Origin of the sequence: Actinomadura meridiana (assembly GCF_039537545.1) — a bacterium.
Taxonomy (GTDB): Bacteria; Actinomycetota; Actinomycetes; order Streptosporangiales; family Streptosporangiaceae; genus Spirillospora; species Spirillospora meridiana.
This window is the reverse complement of the sequence record NZ_BAABAS010000003.1, coordinates 244,824-268,678: the sequence shown is the minus strand read 5'-3', so window position 1 is coordinate 268,678 and position 23,855 is coordinate 244,824. Positions and strand designations below refer to the sequence as shown.

The following is a 23,855-nucleotide window of genomic DNA, read 5'->3' as shown; positions in this document are numbered from 1 at the left end:
TCGTGGCGCACTGGCTACGCTTACCCGGCGCCGGTCACCCATACGCGCACGTTACGACTGGTTTGTTTCTACATTGCACGGAGGGGTCGATGGGCAGACGCAGGTGGGGGAGCCTCGCTGTCGGGGCTGCGATGGTGCTGGGCACGCTGACGGGGACGACCGTCGCGATCCCGGCGCACGCCGATCAGCGAGGATCCGAGCCCGGCCACGGCCGCGTGGTCGGCGCGGACCCGGCGAACAACACGCCGAACGTCATCGACGGCGAGGTCAAGTCGATCATCAAGATCGGCGGAAAGATCTACGTGGGCGGTTCCTTCACCCAGGTGAAGGAGGCGGGGTCGAACAAGCCCACGCTGACCCGCAACCGGCTGTTCGCCTTCAACGCGAGCACCGGTGCGATCGACACGACGTTCACGCCGAGCCTGAACAAGGGCGAGGCCAGCGTGCTGCTGCCCGCCCCGGACGGCCAGTCGATCTACGTCGGCGGCAACTTCAGCGAGATCAACGGCGTCCGCCACTTCGTGCTCGCCCGCATCAACGCCCAGACCGGCGCGCCGATCACGGCCTTCCAGCCGAACCTCGACGCCCGGGTCCGTGACCTGCGCCTCGCCGGTGGCCGCCTCTACGTCGCCGGGACGTTCGCCACCGCGGGCGGCTCCGCGCGGCCCGCCCTCGCGACCCTGAACCCGCAGACCGGCGCCCGCGACGACTTCGTCAACCTGAGCTTCGCGGGCACGCAGACCGGTGACGGCGTCACCCAGGTCTACAAGATGGACATCAGCCCCGACGGCTCCAAGCTCGTCGGCGTCGGCAACTTCAACTCGGTCTCCGGCAACACCCGCCGCCAGATCGTCATGCTGGACCTCTCCGGCCAGTCCGCGCAGCTCGCGAACTGGGACACCACCCGCTACGGCGACCAGTGCTCCCAGTCGTTCGACACCTACATGCGCGACGTGGAGTTCTCGCCCGACGGCAAGTTCTTCGTCGTGACGACCACCGGCGCCTACGGCGGCTCGGCCAAGCTGTGCGACACCCAGTCCCGCTGGGAGACCGCCGCGACCGGCGGCGGCCAGCAGCCCACCTGGGTCAACTACACCGGCGGCGACACCACCTACGCCGTCGAGATCACCGACACCGCCGTCTACACCGGCGGCCACTTCCGCTGGGCCAACAACCCGTTCGCCGGTGACCGTCCCGGCCAGGGCGCCGTCGCCCGCGAGGGCATCGTCGCGCTCGACCCGATGAGCGGCCTGCCGTTCAGCTGGAACCCCGGCCGCGACAAGGGCGTCGGCGTGTTCGACATGCTCGCCACCGACGAGGGCCTGTGGGTCGGCAGCGACACCGACAACATCGGCGGCGAGACGCACCAGAAGCTCGCGCTCATGCCGCTCACCGGCGGGACGACGATCCCGGCCTACCACACCGGCGAACTGCCCGGAAACGTCTACTACGCGGGCGGCATCGGCGGCGGCGCCACCAACTACCTCAAGCACCGCTCGCTCAACGGCACCACCGCCGGAGCCGTCACGAACGACGACACCGCGGGCGCCGACTGGCGCACCGCCCGGGGCGCGTTCATGATCAACGGTGAGCTGTTCTACGGCGGGTCGGACGGCCAGTTCCGCCGCCGCACGTACAACGGCGGCACGCTCGGCGCGGCCACCGTGATCAACACGGCCGACCAGCTCGTCACCATGTCGACGTGGCACGGCCAGGTCTCCGCGATCACCGGCATGTTCTTCTCCAAGGGCCGGATCTACTACACGCGGGGCACCTCCGCGCTCTACTACCGGACGTTCAACCCCGAGAGCAACGTCGTCGGCGCGCTGGAGCAGACCGCCGTCGGCAACCTCCCCGGGCTGAGCTGGGCCAGCGTCGGCGGGATGTTCGTCGACGACGGGCACCTGTACTTCGTCAACAACAGCAACGGCGGTCTCTACCGGGCCGACTTCTCCGAGGCGGGCGTCCCGTCCGGCAGCCCGACCCAGGTCAACTCCGACGACTGGCGCGGCCGGGCCGTCTTCCTCTACTCCGGCACCCCGAACGAGGCGCCGACCGCCGCGTTCACCAGCAACTGCGACGCCCTCGACTGCACGTTCAACGCGGCCGCCTCGGCCGACGCGGACGGGTCCATCGCGTCCTACGCCTGGGACTTCGGCGACGGCGGCACCGCCACCGGTGTCTCGCCGCAGCACACCTACACCGGCGCCGACACCTACGCCGTCAAGCTGACGGTGACCGACAACCGGGGCGGCACGGCCACCAAGACGCAGAACGTCACGGTGTCGACCAACCAGGCGAACATCGGGTTCCGCGGCGGCGCGGGCGGCAACGCCAACGTCAAGACCGCGTACGCGCAGGTCCCGGCGTCCGTCCAGGTCGGCGACGGCATGATCATGGTGCTGACCTACAACGCCAGCGACGCGACCATGACGACCCCGCCGCCCGGGTGGACGCAGGTCGGCACGCAGACCGCGGGCAGCGCCACCTCCGTCCTCTGGAAGCGGGTCGCGCAGGCCGGTGACGCGGGCACCCAGGTCAACATCGGGCTGAGCGGCTACACCAAGGCCGACATCCGCCTGGTGGCCTACGCGGGCACCAACGCCACCGACCCGATCGCGGCGGTGACCAAGGGCGCCGACCCCGGCTCGGTGACCGACCACACCGCCCCGTCCGCCACCGCGGCGGCCGCCGGTTCGTGGGCGGTGACGTACTGGGCCGACAAGTCGTCCACCACCACCAGCTGGACGGCACCGGCCGGTGTGCAGACCCGCGGGACCGGCATCGGCTCCGGCGGCGGCCGCATCACCGCGCTGATCGGCGACAGCAACGGCGCCATCGCCACCGGCGCCTACGCGGGCAAGACCGCCACCACCAACGCGGCCAGCCGCGCCGCGATGTGGACGATCGTCCTCGCCCGCAAGTAGCACCTGTAACCCTCTGAAAACCGACCCCGGCCGCCCCCAGCGGCCGGGGTCGGTCGTGTTTACCGCAACCCCGGTCAGGGGCACTCGCCTGGCGGCTCGTACCCCTGACCGTGCTTGTGTGAGCGCTGCATCGCTTCGCGATCTGCCCGGGGAGGCTCGCCTTCGGCATCGCCTCCCCGGCCAGGTAACGCGCTCACGTGACGGCTGGGGGCGCTGTCACAGTCAAGGACGTCGCGTCGCACAGGCGCGCTCACGGCGTCCGCGAGACGCCCCGCCAGCCCGCTCCATGGTTTATGTGTGGCCCACGCTGAGACGCGCCCTGAGCAGGGTCGTCGGGCCCGTGTACGTCACCCCGGGTGTCCTGGGGCTGGTGTGCGGCGGTGGTCATTAGGCCGCACAGTGCGTTTCTACAGCCCGGTGTGGTGTACGCACAGCGGCCCGGAGGTCCCTGGGTGGGGGCCACCGGGCCGCTGAGGAGGTCTTAGCAGAAGTCCTGCCAGGCCTTGCGGCTGTGGGAGTCGAGGAGGCGGAAGTCGCCGGTGTGCCAGTCGAGGTCGAAGTAGGAGACCCAGAGGGCCTTGTGGGCGCTCAGGTACGAGTTCGTGGCGCGGAGCCAGGCGGCGCGCTTGGTGCCGTCGTCGTTGCCGACGAGGTAGCTGCCGGTCTCGGCGATGCCGAAGGGCAGGTCCTCGGCCTTGCTGGTGGCGACCACGCGGTCGTACATGAGGGACGGGCTGTCGTAGCGGCCCTTCTTCGATCCGAGGTTGTAGGTGTCCCAGCCGAGCACCTGGATGACGTCGCGGCCGGGGTAGTAGTCGCGCCAGTCGCGCTTGGAGAGCGGGTCGAGGCTCCAGCTCATCAGGACGAGGGTGGCGTGCAGCCGCGCGTTGTCGGCCTTGTCGGCGAGGGAGCGCAGGCGGCGCCAGGCGGCGCGGTAGTCGGCGGCGGTGAACTCACCGGCGGCGATGTTGTCCTCGGGCTCGTGGTAGTAGACCCAGTAGACGTCGCGGTCGCGCGGCGCGGTGGCGAACCAGTTGGTCATCGCCTTGTCGTACTTGCCCGACAGGACGTCCTTGGGCGCGAACTTGAACGAGATGATCGGCGGGCGGCTGCCGGTGTTCGGCTTGCCGGGCCACGCCGGGGGGACGCCCTGGTAGAACAGCCGGACGGTCTCCAGGCCGTCGTACCGGTCGTCCATGCGCGTGAGGGCGTGCTGGAACGTCTCGCCGGACTGGAGGTTCAGGGACACGCCGCACAGCGTCCTGCCGTACGTGCCGGGCAGCGTGGGCGACTCGGGCTTGTCCTTGGTGGGCTTCGGGTCGGGTTCGGGCAGCGTCGTGCTGGACGACTCCGGCGTACGGGTCGGCGACGGGCTCGGCGTCGGCTTCTCGCCGCGGTGGGTCTTCAGCACCAGGCGCGGGCCGTCGCCGGTCTCCCGCGAGTGCAGGGACGCCGCCGACCAGTAGTTCTGGTTGGTGATGGCGAAGGCGTACCGGCCCGGGCCGGTGACGATGGAGCCGACGTCGAAGGAGATCCGGTTCTTGCCGGTGTCGGCGGTCGCGATGACCTGGCCCGTGGCGGGACGGTTGCTCCAGGACGTTCCGCCCTCCGTCCACGAACCGGGCAGGGCGCGCAACTCGACCTGTCGTGGACGGTTCGCGGCACGGTCGAACTTGACCTCGACGCGCGCCCCGGCGACGCGGGGCGTCCCGGCGGGGACGTCGAACGCCATGTACGCCTCGGTGTGCCAGGAGGGCCACACCGACGCCGTGATCTTCTTGGCGTCGCCGAAGTCCTTGTCGGGCATCTCCTTGACCACGTACGTGTCGGCGGCGGCCGTGACGACGGAGCCGTCCCCGGCGGCCGCAGTGCGGGCGTCACGGTCGAGGCCGCCGCTGGTCAGCGCGATCGCGCACGCGGACCCGCCGACCACGAGGACCGTGCCCGCCGCGGTGAAGTAGAAGGAGGGGCGTGGTCCGCGCGGACCACGCCGCCGCGCAGGCCCCTGGCCGCGTCCCTGGACGCGTGCCTGGGCGCGCCGCCGGTCGGGTGGGACCGGCTGTGAGCGTCGTGCGTCGGGCCGGTGCCGGCCACCCCGGAACGGGTCAGCGTCGTTCACGGACCGCCCCTCCCTCTCGAAGGTCTCGGCCCATCGTCGTCCAGGGCCCGATCTCTCGCATGTGAAGCGCGCTCACCGCGCGCGGGGTCGGCGGGGTCAGCTCAGCGGGAACATTCCGACGCGGCCGTGGTACTCGTGGCCGAGCTGGTCGGTGTCGCTACCGACCAGGAGGCCCTTGGGGCTGGCGACCAGCGCTTCGACGCCGTGTCCGAGCGTCCGCGTCGGGTTCCACGACAGGGCCTTGCCGGTCGTGGGGTTGAGCGCGGCGATGCCGGGGCGCGACACCGCGCCGGGCCCGGGACGGTCGCGCCCGTACGGGTTGTCGAGCCAGCGCTGGTGCCCGCCCACGTAGACGGCGGCGCCGGTGACGGCGGTGGACAGCAGCGTGTCGCCGCCCGTCCAGTTGACCCAGGTGGGCTTCTGCCCGGTTCCGGTGCGGGACGACTCCCAGCGGGCGGCGGAGTCGCACAGCGTCGTGGGCCCGTACGGGCCGCCGGTGGTGACGACGGTGAAGTACTTGCCGTCGGGCGAGAAGTCCATGCCGCGCATGTAGGTGTCGAAGGCGTTGAGGTTGCAGGCCGCCGCGTAGCTCTCGGTCGCCCAGGTCGACAGCGCGGGCTTCTTGCCCAGGTTGATCATCGCGATCTGGGGGCGGCGCTTCCCGTTGACCTCGGTGAACGTTCCGTTGATGACCAGGCGGCTGTCGGCCGGGTCGACCGCCAGCTTGTAGACCTTCAGCGTGCCGGAGCGCGGCTTGGTGACGCTGAGGTTGAAGGCGTTGTCGGCGACTCCGGTCAGCGCGTCCACCCGGGCGACGGCGCCGCGGGACTTGCCGCCCGCCTTGGTGAACGAGCCGCCGATGTAGAGGTGGGAGCCGCGCCGGACCATGGTCGTCACCCGGTAGTTCACGTTGGGCTTGAAGCCGGTGTGGACCTGGTTGGTGGTGGTCTTGAGCGCGGCGACGGTGCCGGTCTTGCGGCCGTTGACGGTCTTGAACGTCCCGGCCAGGTAGACCCAGGCGCCCGTGCCGACCTGGAGCGCGTGGACGGTGCCGTCGACCTTCGGGACGAAGGCGGTGCTGATCTTCCCGTTACGGATGTCGTAGGCGAACAGGTTGTGCCGCTTCAGCGTCTTCTTGCCGCTTCCGGCCTCGCGGACCTGTTCGAAGTTGCCGCCGACGACCACCAGGTTTCCGACGACGGCGATGGCGCGGACGGTGCCGTCCAGCACATTCGGGGTGTTGCTCACCGGATTGGCGGAGACGACCTTGGACTGGGCGATGTCGGCGGAGGCCGCACCCGTCGCGGCTGTCACGGCGAACGCCGCTAGAGAGGTGGCCGTGAGGCAGGCGATGAAGGGGCGCATAAAAGTGCTCCGGGATGCGGCCGGGAATGGTGACGGCATCCTTTACTACCACAATGACCTGATATCAGGCAGTAGTTCCGAGAAAGCAGGCCGTCGCCGGAAAAGTGGTCAGGCGGCGGGACTCTTTCCGTGCCGGATCCGGTGCGCGAGCACCCTGACCAGGTAAGAGCCCAGCTCAACGGTGTAGCGGCGCCACAGACGGCGGGGCTCGCGGGCCAGCCGGTACAGGAAGCCTACGCGCAGCTTCAGCACCCACGCCGGGTAGTACTCGCGCCGCTCGGCGAGGTGCTCGAAGTACGCGCCGCACGTGATGACGACGGGCGCGGTCAGCCGGTCGCGGTAGTCGGTGACGAACCGCTGCTGCAAGGGGGTGCCCAGGCCGACGTGCAGGATGTCCGGGGACGCCTCGTTGATCTCGGCCACCAGGCGCTCGGCGGTCTCGGCGGGGAGGCGGCCCTCGTCGTCCGCCCAGTGCCCGTGCAGCGTCCCGGCGATGTTCAGGCCGGGATACCACTTCTGGACATTCTCGGACGCGGCCTCCGCGACGCCCGGGGCGTTGCCGAACAGGAAGACCCGCCAGCCGTGCTCGGCCGGTTGGCCGAACAGGTCGTCGGTGAGGTCGTCGTTCGCCATCCGTCCCGGCACCGGACGGCCGAAGATCCTGGCGGCGAGCACGACGCCCCAGCCGTCGGGCAGGTTGAGGTCGAAGCCGTTCATGAGGTCGCGCAGCTCACGGTCCTTCTGCGCCTTGAGGACGTAGTCCGGGTTGGCGAAGGTGACGGTCAGCTTCGTGCGTCCCTTGACGGCCTTCTCGACGAAGGACCGGAGCTTCGGGACGTCGACGCGGCTGACCCGCACACCCAGAACGTCGACGGTGTCATGCGGCCATTGTCGGTCCACGCTCGCTCTGCTCTCCTGACGCGCCGGACAGCCCGGGGGATACGGCGGAAGAGGGCAGCTTATCCCGGTCGCGAGCGTTCTGACCGCGCAGGTAGAGGGACACGGCCACGGCGGCGGCGGCGAGGACCACCAGCGTCCAGGCCAGCGGGACGGCGCCGAGGCCGAACATCTTCAGCGCGGACGCGACCAGCACCAGCGCCAGCACGCGCCTGATGAGCGCGCTCGGCGCGCGCGAGGAGATCTTCGAGCCGAGGTAGACGCCGGGCACGGACCCGACCAGCAGCGCGGCGGTGACCTCCATCCGGAAGTCGCCGAACAGCAGATGGCCGAGAGCGGCCGCGAACACCAGCGGCACGGCCTGGAGCAGGTCGGTGCCGACGAGCTGGTTGGCCTTCAGCGCCGGGTACAGGGCCAGCAGCGCGACGATGATGAGGGAGCCCGAGCCGACCGAGGTGATCCCGACGACCAGGCCGCCGACCAGCCCGACCAGCACGGTCGGGACGCGCCTGACGGTGATCTCGGGCGCCTGCTCCCCGTCCTCGGGGGTGCCGGATCGTCCTCGATGGGCGAGGTAGCCGCGCAGGACGAGGCCCGCCGCCGCGATCATGAGGGCGACGCCCATCGCCTTGCTGATGATGTTCTCGACCGACTCGCCGTCGCCGAGCGCCTTGGCCAGCAGCACGCCGGAGAAGGCGGCGGGCACCGACCCCACGCACAGCCAGCCGACGAGCCGCGTGTTGATGGTGCCCTGCCGGTAGTGGACGGCGCTGCCGACGGGCTTCATCACGGCCGCGGCCACCAGGTCGCTGGACACGGCGGCGAGCGGGCTGACGCCGAAGAACGTCACGAGCATCGGCGTCATCAGCGCCCCGCCGCCCATACCGGTCAGCCCGACGATGATGGCGACCAGGAACGAGCCCAGCGCCATCGTCCAATCGAAGTCCATCGGCATGACCTACCTGCCATGTAGGAAAACTCGTCTACAAGAGTAAAGGATGTCAATGTAGATCGGGCAAGTAGGGATGGTCTGTTTCTACGTCAGGCGGGACGGGCCCAACCGCCGTCCACCAGCAGGTCGAGGACCTTGCCGACCGCCTGGTCCGGCGACATCCGCGACGTGTCGAGCGTCAGGTCGGCGTCGGTCGGCTCCTCGTAGGGGTCGGAGATACCGGTGAACTCGGGGATCACGCCCGCGCGGGCCTTGGCGTACAGCCCCTTGCGGTCGCGCCGCTCACACTCCTCAAGCGGCGTCGCGACGTGCACGAGGATGAAGTCGCCGACGGCCGACACCATCCGCCGGACCTCCGCGCGGGTCGCCGCGTACGGTGCGATCGGCGCGCAGATCGCGGTGCCGCCGTGCCGGGTGATCTCGGCGGCGACGAACCCGATGCGCCGGATGTTGAGGTCGCGGTCGGCGCGCGAGAACGTCAGGCCGGACGACAGCATCCGCCGCACGACATCGCCGTCCAGCAGCGTGACCGTCCGGCCGCCCCGCTCGACCAGCGCGTCGGCGAGGCCCCGCGCGACCGTGGACTTGCCGGATCCGGACAGGCCGGTGAAGAACACGGTGATGCCGCGCGACAGCTTCGGCGGCCGCGCCAGCGCCAGCTCGGCGGCGACGGCGGGCGGGGTGAACCAGTCGGGGACGGGCTCGCCCGCGTCCAGCAGCTCGTTCAGCCGCTCCTCGGTCAGCTCCGCCTGGACGTGGTCGGGCTCGATGCGTGCCACGGGCCGCCAGACCTCGACGTCGGCGTCGTACGCCCACGGCTCCGGCACGACGGTCGGTATCGCGGCGTTCGGCACCTCCTCCTCGGCGAGCAGGTGCGTGGCGCCGTACGCGGCGGCGACGTGCGCCTGGAGCAGGAGGTCGCGTCCCGGTTCCATCTGCTCGCCCACCCGGGGCGGCAGCGGGACGGGGACGATCTGGGCGCCGTCCGGCCACTCCCTGCGCACCCCCAGCAGGGCCCGGACGAGCGACTCGTCGTGCTCGCCGCCGAGCAGCGGCAGGACCAGCACCCGCGCGCCGAGCCGCTCGGCGACCTGCCTGAGCTGCCCGAGCTGCTTGCGGTGCAGGGGACGGCGCGTCGCCACGGCCAGCACGTTCGCGTCCGGTTCGGCCGCGTCCAGCTCGTCGGGACGGCGGCGCAGGCCGTGGAACGGTCCGTGCGCGGGCGCTCGGAGGGCCTCCAGCGGACCGGCGAGCCGCCAGCCCTGGGTCGTCGGGTCCTGCCACGCCTCGGCGACGGTCAGCACCGCCAGCGGCACGCCCTCCGGATCCTGGAGGACGATCCGCGGGTGCCCCGTCAGCTCCTTCGGGACCGACAACGTGACCGGGACCGGCCACGGGGTGCCGTCCGCCAGCCGTCCGCCCGCGATCACCATGGCGGTGTCGAACGAGGCGAGGAACCCGGTCAGCGGGCGGTACACCCCGGCCAGGATCAGCTCCAGGTCGGCGAGCTCCACCGGGGTCGGAGTCCAGACGGGCAGGTCGCGCAGCGTGTCGGGAAGGCCGGCTTCGGCGGTCACCGCGATCTCCGATCTTGCCCGGCGGGGCGCCGGGCTGAACCGTGTGCATGGAGTTTCCGCAGGAAAAATACTGCGCCGGGCCCGCTCCCCGCACCACCGCCCCGCCGCCCGCGCCCCGGCCCGCGTCACTGCTAGCGCTGTCGCTCGCCCCGCCGCGCCGTCAGATCACGCGGGCGAACCGGTTCTCCGGTTTGCGGATCACGAGGGTGATCTCGCTGTGGTCGGCGGTGAGGCGGCCCCGGCTGAGCGCCGACACCAGCGGGTACAGCAGCGCGGCGAGCCGGGTCCCGGCGCCGCGCGCCTCGACGGCCCACCGGGAGGTGTACTCCTCGCAGATCACGAGCCCGCGCATCGCGCAGTACCAGCGCATGCCCGACCGCGACGCGACCCGGTCGTAGATCGCCGGAGGGGGGCCGGTCCGCGACACCGCGCGCAGGGGCCGCCGCCTGCGGTGACCGCCGGAGCGGTCGCCGGAGCGCTGGCCCGCGTGGCGGCCGGAGGCGTGCAGCCAGCGGGGGAGCGTCCGGTCCAGGTAGCCGAACGCGGTGTTGCGGTCGCGCAGCCGGACCAGCAGCAGCCCGCCGGGCTTCAGCGCGGCGACGAACCGGTCCAGGACGAGCTCGGCGTGCGGCACCCGCTCGATCAGGTAGGAGGCGTGGACGAGGTCGTAGGCGCGCGGCGGGAGCGGGGCGGTGCGCAGGTCGCCCAGGTGCCAGGTGTCGAGATCGGGCCGCTCGCAGGTGTGGGCGCGCAGCTCGGGGGCCTCCATGTCGACGCCCATGACATGGCACCGGCGGTCGCCCAGGTCGAGGCCCGTTCCCCAGCCGCAGCCCGCTTCCAGGATGTGGATCCGCTGCAGGGGCTTCTCTAGGGCGTACTGGCGGGCGCGTTCTGAGAAGAGATCGCCGTCGTTGACCGGCGGGGTATGCAGATCGGTCACGGTATCGCAGCGTAATCGGTCGGCTGCGGTGCGTCCGCTATTTGCTTATTCTTGGTAATCGCCGTGTCGCGGTGCGTCGCCGTCCGGCCGTGGGAACGAGCGTCGGTGGTGGCGCGTACCCTGGTATCCGGCACCGGGACTCCGCTGGGATTTCCGGTCTCCGGGCTGCCCTGCTCCCGGTTTTCGCACGGCTCCCGGCTCGACGAGCGACCAGGCGATGCGGACGAAGATGACCCTTTCAGGACTTGTTGACCTTGCCTCCCCCGGGCTGGAGCGCGCGCTCACGGGGGCGCGGACCGGCCGCCAGCTCGTCGCGCCCGCTTCGATGTGGCCGATTCTCGCCGCGGCGCTGAGCCGCCGTCTCGGCGCGGGCGGGAGCGGCGCGGGCGGGGGCGGGGTCGTGCTCGCGGTGACCGCCACCGGACGCGAGGCCGAAGACCTGACCGCCGCCCTGACGAGCCTGCTCGACCCGGGCCGCGTCGCGCACTTCCCGGCATGGGAGACGCTGCCGCACGAGAAGCTGTCGCCGCGTTCCGACACGGTGGGCCAGCGCATCGCCGTACTGCGACGGCTCGTCCACCCCGACGCCGTCCATCTGGACGGTGCCGGAACAGAGGGGGCGCCCTCCGGCGGCGCCGCGGCCAAGGGCGGTGCGCTGGACGTTGTCGTGACGCCGATCCGCGCCGTGCTCCAGCCGATCGTGTCCGGGCTCGCCGACCTTGAGCCGGTGCGGCTCGTCTCCGGCGAGGACGCCGACATGGACGACGCCGTCCGCAGCCTCGTGGAGGCCGGGTACGACCGCGTCGACCTGGTGGAGAAGCGCGGCGAGATCGCGGTGCGCGGCGGGATCCTGGACGTGTTCCCGCCCACCGAGGAGCACCCGCTCCGGGTCGAGTTCTGGGGCGACACCGTCGAGGAGATCCGCTACTTCAAGGCCGCCGACCAGCGTTCGCTGGAGGTCGCGCAGGGCGGGCTCTGGGCGCCGCCGTGCCGGGAGCTGCCGCTGACCCGGCAGGTCCGCGAGCGGGCGAAGGCGCTGGCCGACGAGCATCCGGCGCTTGAGGAGATCCTCGGCCGGATCGCCGACGGCGACACCGTCGAGGGCATGGAGGCGTTCTCGCCCGTCCTCGCCGACAGCATGGAGTTGCTGACCGACCTGCTGCCGGACGGGTCGGCGCTGCTGGTGTGCGAGCCGGAGCGGATCCGCACCCGGTCGGTGGAGCTGGTCCGCACGAGCCAGGAGTTCCTGGAGGCGAGCTGGGTCAACGCCGCGGCCGGGGGCGAGGCGCCGATCGACCTCGGCGCCGCCGCGTTCCGGTCGCTGGAGGAGGTCCGCGCGCACAGCGGGGAGCTGGGCCTGCCCCGCTGGAGCGTGACAGCCCTCAACCCCCTCGAAGCGGGTGCCGCCGAAGAACCCTCGCTGGAGGACGACGGCGAGGTCGTCAACCTCGGCGTGCAGGCGACGGAGGCCTACCGGGGCGACACCATGCGGGTCGTCGGCGACCTCAAGGGCTGGATCGACGGCGGCTGGCGCGTCGTGCTGGTCACCGCCGGGCACGGGCCCGCCGAACGGCTCGTCCAGCTGGTGGGGGAGGAAGGGATCGGCGCCCGGCTCGCCGACCTCCCCGAGCCGCCCCGTCCCGGCCTCGTCACGGTCGCGACGGGCCTGCTGGAGAAGGGGTTCGTCTGGGAGTCCGTCAAGCTGGCGGTGCTGACCGAGACGGACCTGTCCGGGCAGCGGTCGTCCACCCGGGACGCGCGGCGGATGCCGTCCCGGCGGCGCGGCGGCATCGACCCGTTGCAGCTCAAGCCCGGCGACTACGTGGTGCACGAGCAGCACGGCGTCGGACGGTACGTCGAGATGGTCAGCCGGACGGTGCAGGGCGCCACCCGCGAGTACCTGATCCTGGAGTACGCCAAGGGCGACCGGCTGTTCGTCCCGACCGACCAGCTGGAGGAGCTGACCCGCTACGTCGGCGGCGAGGCGCCCGCCCTGCACCGGCTCGGCGGCGCCGACTGGCAGAAGGCCAAGACGCGCGCCCGCAAGGCCGTCCGGCAGATCGCGGGCGAGCTGATCCGGCTGTACTCGGCGCGGATGGCGAGCCCCGGCCACCCGTTCGGCCAGGACACGCCGTGGCAGCGGGAGCTGGAGGACGCCTTCCCGTACGTGGAGACCCCCGACCAGCTCGCCGCCATCGACGAGGTGAAGGCCGACATGGAACGGCCCGTCCCGATGGACCGGCTGATCTGCGGCGACGTCGGCTACGGCAAGACGGAGATCGCGGTGCGGGCGGCGTTCAAGGCCGTCCAGGACGGCCGCCAGGTCGCGGTGCTCGTCCCGACGACGCTGCTGGTGCAGCAGCACCTGTCGACGTTCAACGAACGGTTCGCGGCGTTCCCGGTGGTGGTGAAGCCGATCAGCCGGTTCCAGTCCGACAGGGAGATCGAGGAGACGCTGCGCGGCATGGCCGACGGCGTCGTCGACGTGGTCGTCGGCACGCACCGGATCCTGTCGTCGCAGACCAGGTTCAAGAACCTCGGGCTGGTCGTCATCGACGAGGAGCAGCGGTTCGGCGTCGAGCACAAGGAGGAGCTGAAGCGCCTCCGGACGCAGGTGGACGTCCTCGCGATGTCCGCGACGCCGATCCCGCGGACGCTGGAGATGGGCCTGACCGGCATCCGCGAGATGTCGACGATCCTGACGCCGCCGGAGGAACGGCACCCCGTCCTGACGTTCGTCGGCCCCTACGAGGAGAAGCAGATCGCGGCGGCGATCCGGCGCGAGCTGCTGCGCGAGGGGCAGGTGTTCTTCGTCCACAACCGGGTCCGGTCGATCAACAAGGTGGCGGCGAACCTGGCCAGGCTCGTCCCGGAGGCGCGGATCGGCATCGCGCACGGGCAGATGAACGAGCACGAGCTCGAAAGGGTCATGGTCGACTTCTGGGAGAAGAACTACGACGTCCTGGTCGCGACCACGATCGTGGAGTCCGGGCTGGACGTCCCGAACGCCAACACCCTGATCGTCGACCGCGCCGACATGTACGGCCTGTCGCAGCTGCACCAGCTCCGCGGCCGAGTCGGGCGCGGCCGGGAACGCGCCTACGCCTACTTCCTGTACCAGCCGGAGCAGCCGCTGACCGAGACCGCGCACGAGCGCCTCGCGACCCTCGCCCAGCACACCGAGGTCGGCGCCGGAATGTACGTCGCGATGAAGGACCTGGAGATCCGCGGCGCGGGCAACATCCTCGGCGCCGAACAGTCCGGGCATGTCGCGGGGGTCGGGTTCGACCTGTACGTCCGGATGGTCGGGGAGGCCGTCCGCGACCTGAAGGAGGGTGGCCGCGAACCGGAGACCGTCGAGACGAAGGTCGAGCTGCCGATCGACGCGCACCTGCCGCACGAGTACGTCCCGGGCGAGCGGCTGCGGCTGGACGCCTACCGCCGGATCGCCGCGATCACGTCCGAGGACGAGATCGGCCCGGTGCACGACGAGCTGAAGGACCGGTTCGGGCCGCTGCCCGTCCCCGTGCTGAACCTCCTCGAAGTGGCGAGGTTCCGGACGAAGGCGCGCCGGGCCGGGCTCAGCGAGATCAGCGTCCAGGGCAACTTCATCAAGTTCACGCCGGTGCGGCTGCCCGACTCCCGGCAGGTCAGGCTGCAACGGCTGTACCCGAAGAGCATCCTGAAGCAGGCCAACGACACGCTGCTCGTCCCGGCGCCGAAGACCGACCCGATCGGCGGCCGTCCGCTGCGCGACCAGGAGCTGCTGCGCTGGGCGAGCGACCTGGTCGAGGCCCTGTTCCTCGATGCCGGGGCCGCCGCGGGCACCCGGTAGTCTGGCGCGACCCCAGCCGATCAAGACGAGACAGCCGATCGCGACGAGACGGCCTTTCGCCACCAGACGGCATTCACGACGAGACGAGGGATCCGTGCGTAGATTCGTGGGAGTGACGGTGGGCGCGGCGGTCGCGGCCACCGCGCTGGCAGGCTGCGGCGGCTCGCCCAAGGTCGGCACCGCCGCGCTCGTCGACGGCGACCGCATCACCGTCACCTCGCTCAGCCAGACCGTCCGCGACTGGCGGGTGCAGTTCCGCAAGGACCCGCGCGCCAACGACCTGCGCGCCAATCCCGGCAACCCGGCGCCGCAGATCGCGGGCGACTCCGACTCCGACCTGCGGGGCGCGCTGACCCTGCTGATCAACTTCGACGTCGCCGACGAGGTGGCCCACCGGGCCGGGGTGACGGTCACCGGGTCCGAGGTCGACACCGCGCTCGGTGTGCTGAACCGGCGCGGCGGCGCCGAGTCGATCACTCTCGCCAGCGGGCTGCCCCGCGACCGCACCCGCGACCTGGCCCGGATGTTCGCCACGCAGATCGCGGTCATGCGGAAGTTCGGCGGCGACCCGGCCGACCCGCTGAACCCGGCGACGCAGCAGGCCGGGCAACGGTGGGAGGAGTTGTTCCGCACCACCGCCGACCGCATGAACATCGAGATCAACCCCCGCTACGGGACCTATGACCCGGACAAGGTCGAGGTCGGGCCGGTCCGGTACCGGCTGTCCAGCCCCGATTCGGGTACGCGGGGCGCATGAGCCTGACACTGCTGGCGACCACGCACCGGGTGGCGCCCGGCCTGCTGACCTGGCGCGCCTGGGACGCGCTCCGCTCGGCGGCCACGGTCCGGATCCGCGCCGAGCACCCGCTCCTGCCCGCCCTGCGCGACGCGGGGATCGTCCCGGAGGTGGTGGACGCGCCGGACGCGGCCCGGCTCGTCGCCGACGCGCGCCGCGAGGACGTCCTGTGGGTCGCCGCTCCGGACGGCGACGAGGCCCTGATGCGCGACATCGGCGGCCTCGTGGTGGAAGACCCTGGCGTTGAGGCTCCGCTGGACGTTGAGGTTCTGCACGGGTCGTACGACCTGCCGGGCGCGCGGCTGCTCGACCTGGTGTCCGTGATGGACACGTTGCGTCGCGAATGCCCGTGGGATCGCAAGCAGACCCACGCCACGCTCGTCCCGTACCTGCTGGAGGAGGCCTACGAGGTCACCGACACGATCGAGTCGGGCGACCACGGCGGGCTGCGCGAGGAACTCGGCGACGTGCTGATGCAGGTCGCGTTCCACTCGGTGGTCGCGTCCGAGCGCGATGACGGCACCGAGTTCACCATCGACGACGTGGCGGGCGCGATCGTCGACAAGCTCGTCCGCCGCCATCCGCACGTGTTCGGCGACGTGACCGTGTCCGGCGCCGACGAGGTCGACGCCAACTGGGAGCAGATCAAGGCGGCCGAGCGGGCGGAGAAGAGCGGCGCTGAGGCGTCCGCGCTGGACGGCGTTCCGATGGGCCAGCCCGCGCTGTCGCTCGCGGCACAGCTTCGTCGCCGCGCGGCGCGCCTGGACGCGCCCGCCGATCTCGCCCACCTGGCCGACCTCGGCGAGGACGTCGATCCGGCCGGGCTGGGCGCGCGGCTGTTCGCGCTGGTCGGCGAGGCGGCCGAGCGGGGCGTGGACGCCGAGGCGGAGTTGCGCGCGGTATCGCGGGTATTCCGCGATCGTGTCCGAGCGTGGGAACGACGAGAACGAAGCGCCGAGCGGTAAACGCGGAACTACCAGGTCTGATTCGCGAGGTATCGACCCGATTATCTCCGATGGGGTGGTACGACCGCGGCCGCGCGTCTACTCTGAGCGCGTGTCGGCTCAGGCTGATCTTGCTCCCAGGGGCCCCGCCGCACGACAGGGTGCCCCAGACCCGCCGCGCCGGTCCCGCCGCTTGTTCACCGCGTCCACGACCCGTCGTGAGAAGGTGCGCGCGCTGCGCGGACTGGGCACGCTCAGCGGGCTGTCCGGCGTGCTCGTCGCGCTCCTGCTGCTGCCCGTCACCGGCGCCGCCGGGATCGGCGCCCGCGACGCGGGCCGCTGGTTCCAGGCCGAACCCGAGGGGCTGACGACCTCCGGCGTCCCGCAGCGCTCCACGATCCTCGACGCGGACGGCCACACCATCGCCACGTTCTTCTACCAGAACCGGGTGGACGTCCCGCTCGACAAGATCGCGCCCGTGCTGCGGATCGCGGTGCTGGCCATCGAGGACAGCCGGTTCTACGACCACGGCGCCATCGACGCGCAGGGCACGCTGCGCGCGCTGGTGAGCAACCTCGGCAACGGCCAGGTGACGCAGGGCGGCTCCGGCATCACCCAGCAGTACGTCAAGAACCTGCTGGTCACGCAGGCCGACACCGAGGCCGAGCGGCGCGAGGCGCAGGCGGTCACCCCGGCCCGCAAGATCCGTGAGCTGCGGTACGCGGTCGCGCTGGAGAAGCGCTTCACCAAGGACGAGATCCTGCGCCGCTACCTCAACATCGCCTACTACGGCGACGGCGCGTACGGCGTCGAGGCGGCGTCCCGGCACTACTTCTCCAAGCACGCCTCGGAGCTGAGCCTCGCCGAGGCGGCGCTGCTCGCGGGCGTCATCCGCTACCCGTACGCCTACGACCCGATCCGGCACGCGGGCAAGGCCCGCGAGCGCCGCAACATCGTCCTGCACCGGATGGCCGAACTCGGCTGGATTGACCGGGACGCCGCCGACCGCGCCGCGCGGCTGCCGATCAAGCTGGACGTGGACGACGTCAAGAGCGGCTGCGTGACCAGCTCGGCGCCGTTCTTCTGCGACTACGTCCAGCGGGAGATCCTGACCAACCGGGTGTTCGGCGACACCCCGGGCGAGCGGGAGAAGCTGCTCAAACGGGGTGGCCTCACGATCCGCACCACCATGGACCGGCGCGCCCAGAAGGCCGCCCAGCGCGCGGTGGACGAATACGTCCCGCCGAAGAACTCCGCGCACAAGGCCGCCGCCGAGGCGATGGTCGAACCGGGCACCGGTGAGGTCAAGGCGATGGTCGTCGACCGCGCGCTCGGCCCGGACAAGGTACGCGGCAAGACCTGGATCAACTTCGCCGCCGACGCCAGCCACGGCTCCAGCATCGGCATGCAGGCCGGATCGACGTTCAAGGCGTTCACGCTGGCCGCCGCGCTGGACCAGGGCATGCCGTTCGGCACCCGGCTGATGGCGCCGCGCAAGTACACGCCGGTCGGCTACCGCAACTGCGACGGCGAGCGCGTCGGGGACCCGTCCGCGTCGCTCGGCAACGCCGCCGACGGTGAGGGCGGCAAGAAGTTCAGCCTGGTCACCGGCACCCAGCACTCCGTCAACACCTTCTTCCTCGCGCTGGAGAAGGAGGTGGGCCTGTGCGACACCGTGCGGATGGCCGAGAAGCTCGGGATGAAGCAGGCCAGCGGGAAGAAGCTGGAACAGGTCCCCTCGTTCACGCTCGGGTCCAACCCGGTGTCGCCGCTGCGGCTCGCGGCCGCGTACGCGGCGTTCGGCGCGCGCGGCAAGTACTGCGAGCCGATCGCCATCAAGAAGATCACCGACTCGTCCGGGCACGAGCTGGAGGTCCCGGGCCGCGACTGCGACCAGGCGATGGACAGGGGCGTCGCGGACGCCGTCAACCACGTGCTGACCGGCGTCCTCACCAAGGGCACCGCGCGCGGCATGGGCCTCGGCCGCGACGCCGCCGGGAAGACCGGGACCGTCGACGACTTCTCCGCCGCCTGGTTCGCCGGATACACCCCCGACCTGGCCTCCGCCGTCTGGGTCGGCGACCCGCGCGGCGGCTACAAGTACCCGATGGACGGCCTGTGCATGGACGGCCGCTGCTACGGCGCCGTGTTCGGCGCGACGATCCCCGCCCCGATCTGGCGGCAGAGCATGCTCGGCGCGCTGTCGGACACGGCGCCGACCTCGTTCCGGCGTCCGCCGTCCCACTTCTTCAGCAAGGGGTCGGGCGAGGACAAGGTCAAGCTGCCCGACGTGCGCGGCATGAAGCCGGACGAGGCCGTCAAGAAACTCCGTGAGGCCGGGTTCGAGGTCAAGATCGACAAGCCCGTCGAGTCCCGCGAGTACAAGAAGGGCACCGTCGCCGAGATGGATCCGAAGCCGGGCGAGGCCGAACCCGAGGAGAAGGTCACGCTGCGGGTCAGCAAGGGCCCGGGACCCGACGACGGCGGCGGCGGCCAGTCACCGATCCCGCCGTTCCCGCCGCCGTCCTACCCGCCGCTGCCAGGCTTCCGCCAGCAATAGCCGCTCGCCGACAGTAAGCAGGGGTCTGACCTGCGGATTTGTGTGACGGCCCGGTCTCCGGGTAGATCACTACCGGGTGTTCACCCGCGTTGATCCTTGCAGTGCACTCGTTCGGGGGGACGATCGTCATGCGAGCCATCGCCGTGTCGGAGTACGGCGCGGAACCTGCGCCGATGAATCTGCCGCGTCCGGAGCCGGGACCGGGGGAGGTCCTGGTCAAGGTGATCGCGGCCGGGCTCAACCCCGTCGACTGGAAGGTCGCCGACGGGATGCTGAAGGACTCCGTCGACGCGGAGTTCCCGCTGATCCTCGGCCAGGACGGCGCGGGCGTCGTGGAGGAGGTCGGCGCCGACGCGACCCGGCTGCGGCCCGGCGAACCGGTCTATGGAACGTTCTCCGCCGTGGAACGCGGCCTCGGCGCCTTCGCCGAGTACGCCATCGCCCGCGCCGACGGGCCGATCGCCGGGATGCCCGAGGGCATGATCTACACGCAGGCCGCGGCGGTGCCGACCGCGGGCGCCGCCGCCCTCGCGATGGTGGACGAGGCGCGGATCGACACCGGGCAGACCGTCCTCGTCGTCGGGGCGACCGGCGGCGTCGGGCAGGGCGTGGTGCAGCTCGCCGCCCTCGCCGGGGCCAAGGTCATCGCCACCGCGCACGACGACATGGCCGGGACGATGCGGCGCCTCGGCGCGGCCGAGACCGTCGACTACGCCCACGACGACCAGTCCCACGGCGAGCTGAACAACGAGGTGCTCGCCGTCCACAGCGACGGGATCGACGCCGTCCTGGACATGGTCGGCGACACCTCCGCCACCGAGAGCGTCGCGCAGCTGCTGCGGCCCGGCGGGACGTACGTGAGCGCGATCTGGTCGGTGAACCCCGACTCGATGGAGGCCAAGGGGCTGCGCGGCGTCAACCTGGAGCGGCGCGCCTCGGCCGACGTGCTGGACCGGCTCTCCGACCTCATCGACGCCGGTGACCTGCGCGTCCAGATCGAACGCGAGGTGCCCTTGGTGGACGCGCCGCGGGCGCTGGCCGAGAACCGGACGGGCGGCGCCCGCGGCAAGACCGTGATCCGCGTCTGATCCTGGGCACTCTGATTCTGGACATGGCCCCGAGGCACTCATCCACGGGAGGAACAGATGAACGAGCCCGACGACCGGCGTAGCCGGTTGCGCGAGATCGACGAGTCCCTGGACCGGCTGCGCGCCGACCTCACCCCGCCGTCCGGCGACGCCGGGGACAACGTCGACTCCGGCCAGTACCTCGCCGCCCGGGAGGAGCTGGAGGGCCAGATCGAGCTGCTGGAGTACGAACGCGAGAGGCTGCGCGGCGAGATCGACGATTCCTGACCCCTTTCCGCGTTCCCGCCAGGGTCAGCGCAGGGTCAGCGCGGCAGGCGCACGACGAAGCGGGCGCCGGGGGCGCCGTCGAGTCGGTCGGTGAGGAAGAGCGTGCCGCGGTGCGCCACCGCGATGTCGCGGGAGATCGCCAGGCCGAGCCCGGTGCCGCCCGCGTCGCGGTGCCGTCCCTCCGCGAGCCGCGCGAACCGCTCGAACACCCGCTCCCGGTCCTCGGGCGCGATGCCGGTACCGTCGTCGATGATCTCGATCACGGCGGCGGACGGCCCCTCGGTGCGCAGGATCACCGTCACCTCCGAGGCCGCGTGCCGGTCGGCGTTGTCGATCAGGTTCGTCAGCAGCCGGGCCAGCTCCCCGCGGCCGCCGTGCACCGTCACCGCCCCCTCGGCGAGGACCGTCACCTGCGTGCGGAGCGGGCGGCGCAGCACCTCCTGGTCCGTCAGCTCGGTCAGGTCCACGAGTTCGCGGGGGAAGTTCCGGTCGGCCTCCAGGCGGGCCAGCGCCAGCAGGTCGTCCACCACCGCCGTGAGCCGGTCGGTGTTGGACAGGATGGCCCGCAGCGTCTCCGGCAGGTCGGTGTCGTCGGGGGCCGACAGCGCCAGTTCCAGCTCCATCCGCAGCGCGGCGAGCGGGCTGCGCAGCTCGTGGGACACGTCGACGACGAAGGCGCGCTGCCGCGCCACGGCCTGCTCCAGCCGGTCGAGCGTCGCGTTGATGCTCGTGGCGAGCAGCCCCACCTCGTCGCGGCGGGACGGCTCGGGCACGCGGCGCTGTAGGTCCGTCGCGGTGATCTCGTCCAGCTCGCGGCGGATCTCGTCCACCGGGCGCAGGGTGCGGCCCACCGACCGCCACGTGCCGTAGCCGACGATGCCGGTTCCGGCCAGGGCTCCCAACAACAGCAGCAGGGCGAGCTTGGGCTGGGGTACCAGCCCCGGCTCGTTCGTCAGCGCGAAGACGAACTTGGTGGACGCCCCCATCCCGACGCGGTACTCGACGACGAGGTGGCAGCGTCCGCCGGGCGCGTCGATGTCGCAGCTCCGACCCTGGCGGCGGTCGTCCAGCGGTCCGGGCGGCGGGAACTCGACCGGCGGGCGGCCGCGCATTCGCGGGGACGCCGCGATCACCCGGCCCCGCCGGTCCACGACCTGGAGCAGCTCGCCGGAGCCGCCGATCTCGCGCGACAGGGTCCCGGCGTTGATCGCGACCGTCACCCGGCGGCCGTCCATCGAGATGTTCCGGAGCCTGTCGCTGGTCGTCTGCTCCCGGGCGCCCGCCAGCACCAGCCCCGACATCGTCAGGAACAGGACGAGGGCGACCAGCACGGCCGTCAGCGTCACCCGCATCCGCAGTTCCGGGTGGCGCAGCGCGGTCCGCCGGAGCCAGCGGATCAGACCACCGCGCCCACGGGGCCCGATATCGCGGCCACTGGGCGTGGTGCGCCGAACACGTATGGCGACCTCCCCGGGACGCTTCTGTCAGTACCCGGTCTTTCTTGCCTGAACAGGGCAAACACGACCGTCGCGGACGGTTAAAAGATCGTTCATCGGAGTGTCGTCCGCCGACAGCGGCGAGCCAGTTGGGCGGGGCCCGGGGCGCCTGGATAGGCTCGGGGCCGCGCCAGCCGCGCACGCACGTCATGATCAGTTTTGGACATTCGCATCTCAGGGGGTTCCCCGTGTCGTCGATCGAGGCCGTACTAGCCCGGGAGATCCTGGACTCGCGGGGCAATCCGACCGTCGAGGTCGAGGTTCTGCTCGCCGACGGGACCGAGGCGCGCGCCGCCGTGCCGAGCGGGGCCTCCACCGGCCAGTTCGAGGCCGTCGAGCTGCGCGACGGCGGTGAGCGCTACGGCGGCAAGGGCGTCCGGAACGCCGTCAAGGCCGTCAACGACACCATCGACGAGAAGATCGTCGGCTACCCGGCGTCCGACCAGCGACTGATCGACCAGCTGCTGATCGACCTGGACGGCACCCCGGCCAAGTCGGCGCTCGGCGCCAACGCGCTCCTCGGCGTCAGCCTCGCCGTCGCCAAGGCCGCCGCCGACTCCGCGGGCCTGCCGCTTTTCCGCTATGTCGGCGGCTCGAACGCGTACCTGCTGCCCGTCCCGATGATGAACATCCTGAACGGCGGCGCGCACGCCGACAACGACGTCGACGTCCAGGAGTTCATGATCGCGCCGATCGGCGCGGCCACGTTCACCGAGGCGGTGCGCTGGGGCGCCGAGACCTACCACGCGCTGAAGTCGGTGCTGCGGTCCAAGGGGCTGAACACCGGTCTCGGCGACGAGGGCGGCTTCGCGCCCGACCTGCCGAGCAACCGCGCGGCGCTCGACCTGATCATGGAGGCGATCGGCAGGGCGGGCTTCACGCCCGGCCGTGACGTCGCGCTCGCGCTGGACGTCGCCGCCACCGAGTTCCACGCCGACGGGCAGTACACGTTCGAGGGCGCCAAGCGGTCCAGCGACGACATGGCCGCCTACTACGGCGAGCTGCTCGGCGAGTACCCGCTGGTCTCCATCGAGGACCCGCTCGACGAGGAGGACTGGACCGGCTGGGAGGGGCTCACCGCCGCAGTCGGCGACCGCGTCCAGCTCCTCGGCGACGACCTGTTCGTCACCAACCCCGAGCGGCTGGCCCGCGGGATCAAGGCCCGCGCCGCCAACGCGCTGCTGGTCAAGGTCAACCAGATCGGCACGCTCACCGAGACCCTCGACGCCGTGTCGCTCGCGCAGACCAGCGGCTACCGCTGCATGATGAGCCACCGGTCCGGCGAGACCGAGGACACCACGATCGCCGACCTGGCCGTCGCGACGAACTGCGGCCAGATCAAGACCGGCGCGCCCGCCCGCAGCGAGCGCGTCGCCAAGTACAACCAGCTGATGCGCATCGAGGAGCTGCTCGACGACGCCGCCCGCTACGCGGGCGCCGCCGCGTTCCCGCGCTTCGACGCCACGGGCTGACCCGACCATAACCTTGTTCCGGTCTGTGCGCCCTCGGGTTTCGGACGCATGACACCGTCCGAAACCCGGCGGGCCGCGACCCCGGTTCGACCAGGCAGGGGACACGATGGCTGATGACGGATCCGGCCCCACCGGCGGGCGGGGCGGCGACGACGCGACCGGCCGGTCGGACGGCGCGCGCCGGGGGAACCCGGCGCTGACCAGCCGCGCCGCCATCCTCGCGGTGGTGATGTGCGCCATCGCGCTGAGCCTCGCCTACCCCGTCCGCGAGTACATCGCGCAGCGCAGGGAGATCTCCGATCTTCGCAGCCAGGAGGCCGCGGCCCGGCGGCAGGTCGAGATCCTCTCCCAACGCAAGCAACAACTCGGTGAAAAGTCGTACATTGAGCGTGAGGCGACGCGAAGGCTCCATTACTGCCGTCCTGACGTCAAGTGCTACATCGTGCTCGACGGCGACGGCGGTACCGGGCGGCAGGCCGGCACCGGCGGTGCGACCAGCAGACCGCCCTGGTACGAGGCGCTGTGGCGGTCGGTGGAGGAGGCCGACAGACCGCGCTGACGCGCGTCCGCCGGAGGGACGGCTGTCGGAGGGGCGTCGTTGGAACGCGCTGTGAAGGCGG

The 23,855-nt window shown here is 71.6% G+C and carries 16 protein-coding genes; 9 read left to right on the top strand and 7 right to left on the bottom strand.

Annotation, left to right across the window (positions count from 1 at the left end; genetic code table 11):
- The first annotated feature begins 89 nt into the window (after positions 1 to 89).
- The gene (locus tag ABD808_RS02730; protein WP_344889055.1) at positions 90 to 2,927 is read left to right on the top strand and encodes a PKD domain-containing protein; all 2,838 of its coding nucleotides are present in this window, start codon (positions 90 to 92) and stop codon (positions 2,925 to 2,927) included.
- 481 nt (positions 2,928 to 3,408) lie between these two features.
- Here the strand turns inward: ABD808_RS02730 and ABD808_RS02725 are convergent, their stop codons facing one another.
- From ABD808_RS02725 to ABD808_RS02700, 6 genes are all read right to left on the bottom strand, one after another.
- Positions 3,409 to 5,046, bottom strand: coding sequence for a CBM96 family carbohydrate-binding protein (locus tag ABD808_RS02725; RefSeq protein ID WP_344889052.1), 1,638 nt, complete (start codon positions 5,044 to 5,046; stop codon positions 3,409 to 3,411).
- A gap of 96 nt (positions 5,047 to 5,142) precedes the next feature.
- On the bottom strand, positions 5,143 to 6,411 hold the full coding sequence (locus ABD808_RS02720) for a hypothetical protein (RefSeq protein WP_344889049.1): 1,269 nt from the start codon (positions 6,409 to 6,411) through the stop codon (positions 5,143 to 5,145).
- Between the two features lie 108 nt (positions 6,412 to 6,519).
- Positions 6,520 to 7,311: a WecB/TagA/CpsF family glycosyltransferase gene (locus tag ABD808_RS02715; RefSeq protein ID WP_344889046.1), complete on the bottom strand. Its 792-nt coding sequence runs from the start codon at positions 7,309 to 7,311 to the stop codon at positions 6,520 to 6,522.
- A complete protein-coding gene (locus tag ABD808_RS02710; RefSeq protein ID WP_344889043.1) occupies positions 7,289 to 8,257 on the bottom strand; it encodes a sulfite exporter TauE/SafE family protein in 969 nt (322 codons plus the stop codon). Before ABD808_RS02710 ends, ABD808_RS02715 begins: the two co-directional genes overlap by 23 nt.
- 92 nt (positions 8,258 to 8,349) lie before the next feature.
- Positions 8,350 to 9,837: an adenylyl-sulfate kinase gene (gene cysC / locus ABD808_RS02705; RefSeq protein ID WP_344889040.1), complete on the bottom strand. Its 1,488-nt coding sequence runs from the start codon at positions 9,835 to 9,837 to the stop codon at positions 8,350 to 8,352.
- A 160-nt stretch (positions 9,838 to 9,997) separates the two neighbouring features.
- Positions 9,998 to 10,777, bottom strand: a complete 780-nt coding sequence (locus ABD808_RS02700) for a class I SAM-dependent methyltransferase (protein WP_344889037.1) — start codon at positions 10,775 to 10,777, stop codon at positions 9,998 to 10,000.
- 229 nt (positions 10,778 to 11,006) lie between these two features.
- Between ABD808_RS02700 and mfd the strand changes: the two genes are divergently transcribed.
- From mfd to ABD808_RS02670, 6 genes are all read left to right on the top strand, one after another.
- Positions 11,007 to 14,612 carry a transcription-repair coupling factor gene (gene mfd / locus ABD808_RS02695; protein WP_344889565.1) on the top strand — a complete coding sequence of 1,202 codons (3,606 nt, stop codon included), beginning with the start codon at positions 11,007 to 11,009 and terminating at the stop codon, positions 14,610 to 14,612.
- A gap of 112 nt (positions 14,613 to 14,724) precedes the next feature.
- Entirely contained in the window at positions 14,725 to 15,369 is a 645-nt protein-coding gene (locus ABD808_RS02690; protein ID WP_344889033.1) for a hypothetical protein, read from the top strand.
- Entirely contained in the window at positions 15,366 to 16,373 is a 1,008-nt protein-coding gene (locus ABD808_RS02685) for a nucleoside triphosphate pyrophosphohydrolase (protein ID WP_344889030.1), read from the top strand. The genes ABD808_RS02690 and ABD808_RS02685 overlap by 4 nt, the downstream gene beginning before the upstream one ends.
- A gap of 91 nt (positions 16,374 to 16,464) precedes the next feature.
- Positions 16,465 to 18,912, top strand: coding sequence for a penicillin-binding protein (locus tag ABD808_RS02680; protein ID WP_344889027.1), 2,448 nt, complete (start codon positions 16,465 to 16,467; stop codon positions 18,910 to 18,912).
- A gap of 128 nt (positions 18,913 to 19,040) precedes the next feature.
- On the top strand, positions 19,041 to 20,000 hold the full coding sequence (locus ABD808_RS02675) for an NADP-dependent oxidoreductase (protein WP_344889024.1): 960 nt from the start codon (positions 19,041 to 19,043) through the stop codon (positions 19,998 to 20,000).
- Between the two features lie 57 nt (positions 20,001 to 20,057).
- Positions 20,058 to 20,267 (top strand): hypothetical protein, encoded by a 210-nt coding sequence (locus ABD808_RS02670; RefSeq protein ID WP_344889021.1) that lies wholly within the window; start codon positions 20,058 to 20,060, stop codon positions 20,265 to 20,267.
- A gap of 35 nt (positions 20,268 to 20,302) precedes the next feature.
- On the opposite strand, the gene ABD808_RS02665 is transcribed toward ABD808_RS02670, so the two are convergent.
- Positions 20,303 to 21,619 (bottom strand): sensor histidine kinase, encoded by a 1,317-nt coding sequence (locus tag ABD808_RS02665; RefSeq protein WP_344889018.1) that lies wholly within the window; start codon positions 21,617 to 21,619, stop codon positions 20,303 to 20,305.
- A 332-nt stretch (positions 21,620 to 21,951) separates the two neighbouring features.
- Here ABD808_RS02665 and eno point away from each other — a divergent pair, with 332 nt between their 5' ends.
- Together eno and ABD808_RS02655 are read left to right on the top strand one after the other, a co-directional pair.
- Positions 21,952 to 23,235, top strand: coding sequence for a phosphopyruvate hydratase (gene eno / locus ABD808_RS02660; protein WP_344889015.1), 1,284 nt, complete (start codon positions 21,952 to 21,954; stop codon positions 23,233 to 23,235).
- Between the two features lie 106 nt (positions 23,236 to 23,341).
- Positions 23,342 to 23,794: an FtsB family cell division protein gene (locus ABD808_RS02655; protein ID WP_344889012.1), complete on the top strand. Its 453-nt coding sequence runs from the start codon at positions 23,342 to 23,344 to the stop codon at positions 23,792 to 23,794.
- Positions 23,795 to 23,855: the final 61 nt, after the last annotated feature.

What these genes read in the sequence shown, in the direction of transcription:
- ABD808_RS02665 (WP_344889018.1), bottom strand. Translation starts at nt 21,619, where the DNA reads ATGCGGGTGACGCTGACGGCCGTGCTGGTCGCCCTCGTCCTGTTCCTG.
- ABD808_RS02675 (WP_344889024.1), top strand. Translation starts at nt 19,041, where the DNA reads ATGCGAGCCATCGCCGTGTCGGAGTACGGCGCGGAACCTGCGCCGATG.
- ABD808_RS02710 (WP_344889043.1), bottom strand. Translation starts at nt 8,257, where the DNA reads ATGGACTTCGATTGGACGATGGCGCTGGGCTCGTTCCTGGTCGCCATC.
- ABD808_RS02670 (WP_344889021.1), top strand. Translation starts at nt 20,058, where the DNA reads ATGAACGAGCCCGACGACCGGCGTAGCCGGTTGCGCGAGATCGACGAG.
- ABD808_RS02685 (WP_344889030.1), top strand. Translation starts at nt 15,366, where the DNA reads ATGAGCCTGACACTGCTGGCGACCACGCACCGGGTGGCGCCCGGCCTG.
- mfd (WP_344889565.1), top strand. Translation starts at nt 11,007, where the DNA reads ATGACCCTTTCAGGACTTGTTGACCTTGCCTCCCCCGGGCTGGAGCGC.
- ABD808_RS02655 (WP_344889012.1), top strand. Translation starts at nt 23,342, where the DNA reads ATGGCTGATGACGGATCCGGCCCCACCGGCGGGCGGGGCGGCGACGAC.
- ABD808_RS02720 (WP_344889049.1), bottom strand. Translation starts at nt 6,411, where the DNA reads ATGCGCCCCTTCATCGCCTGCCTCACGGCCACCTCTCTAGCGGCGTTC.
- ABD808_RS02730 (WP_344889055.1), top strand. Translation starts at nt 90, where the DNA reads ATGGGCAGACGCAGGTGGGGGAGCCTCGCTGTCGGGGCTGCGATGGTG.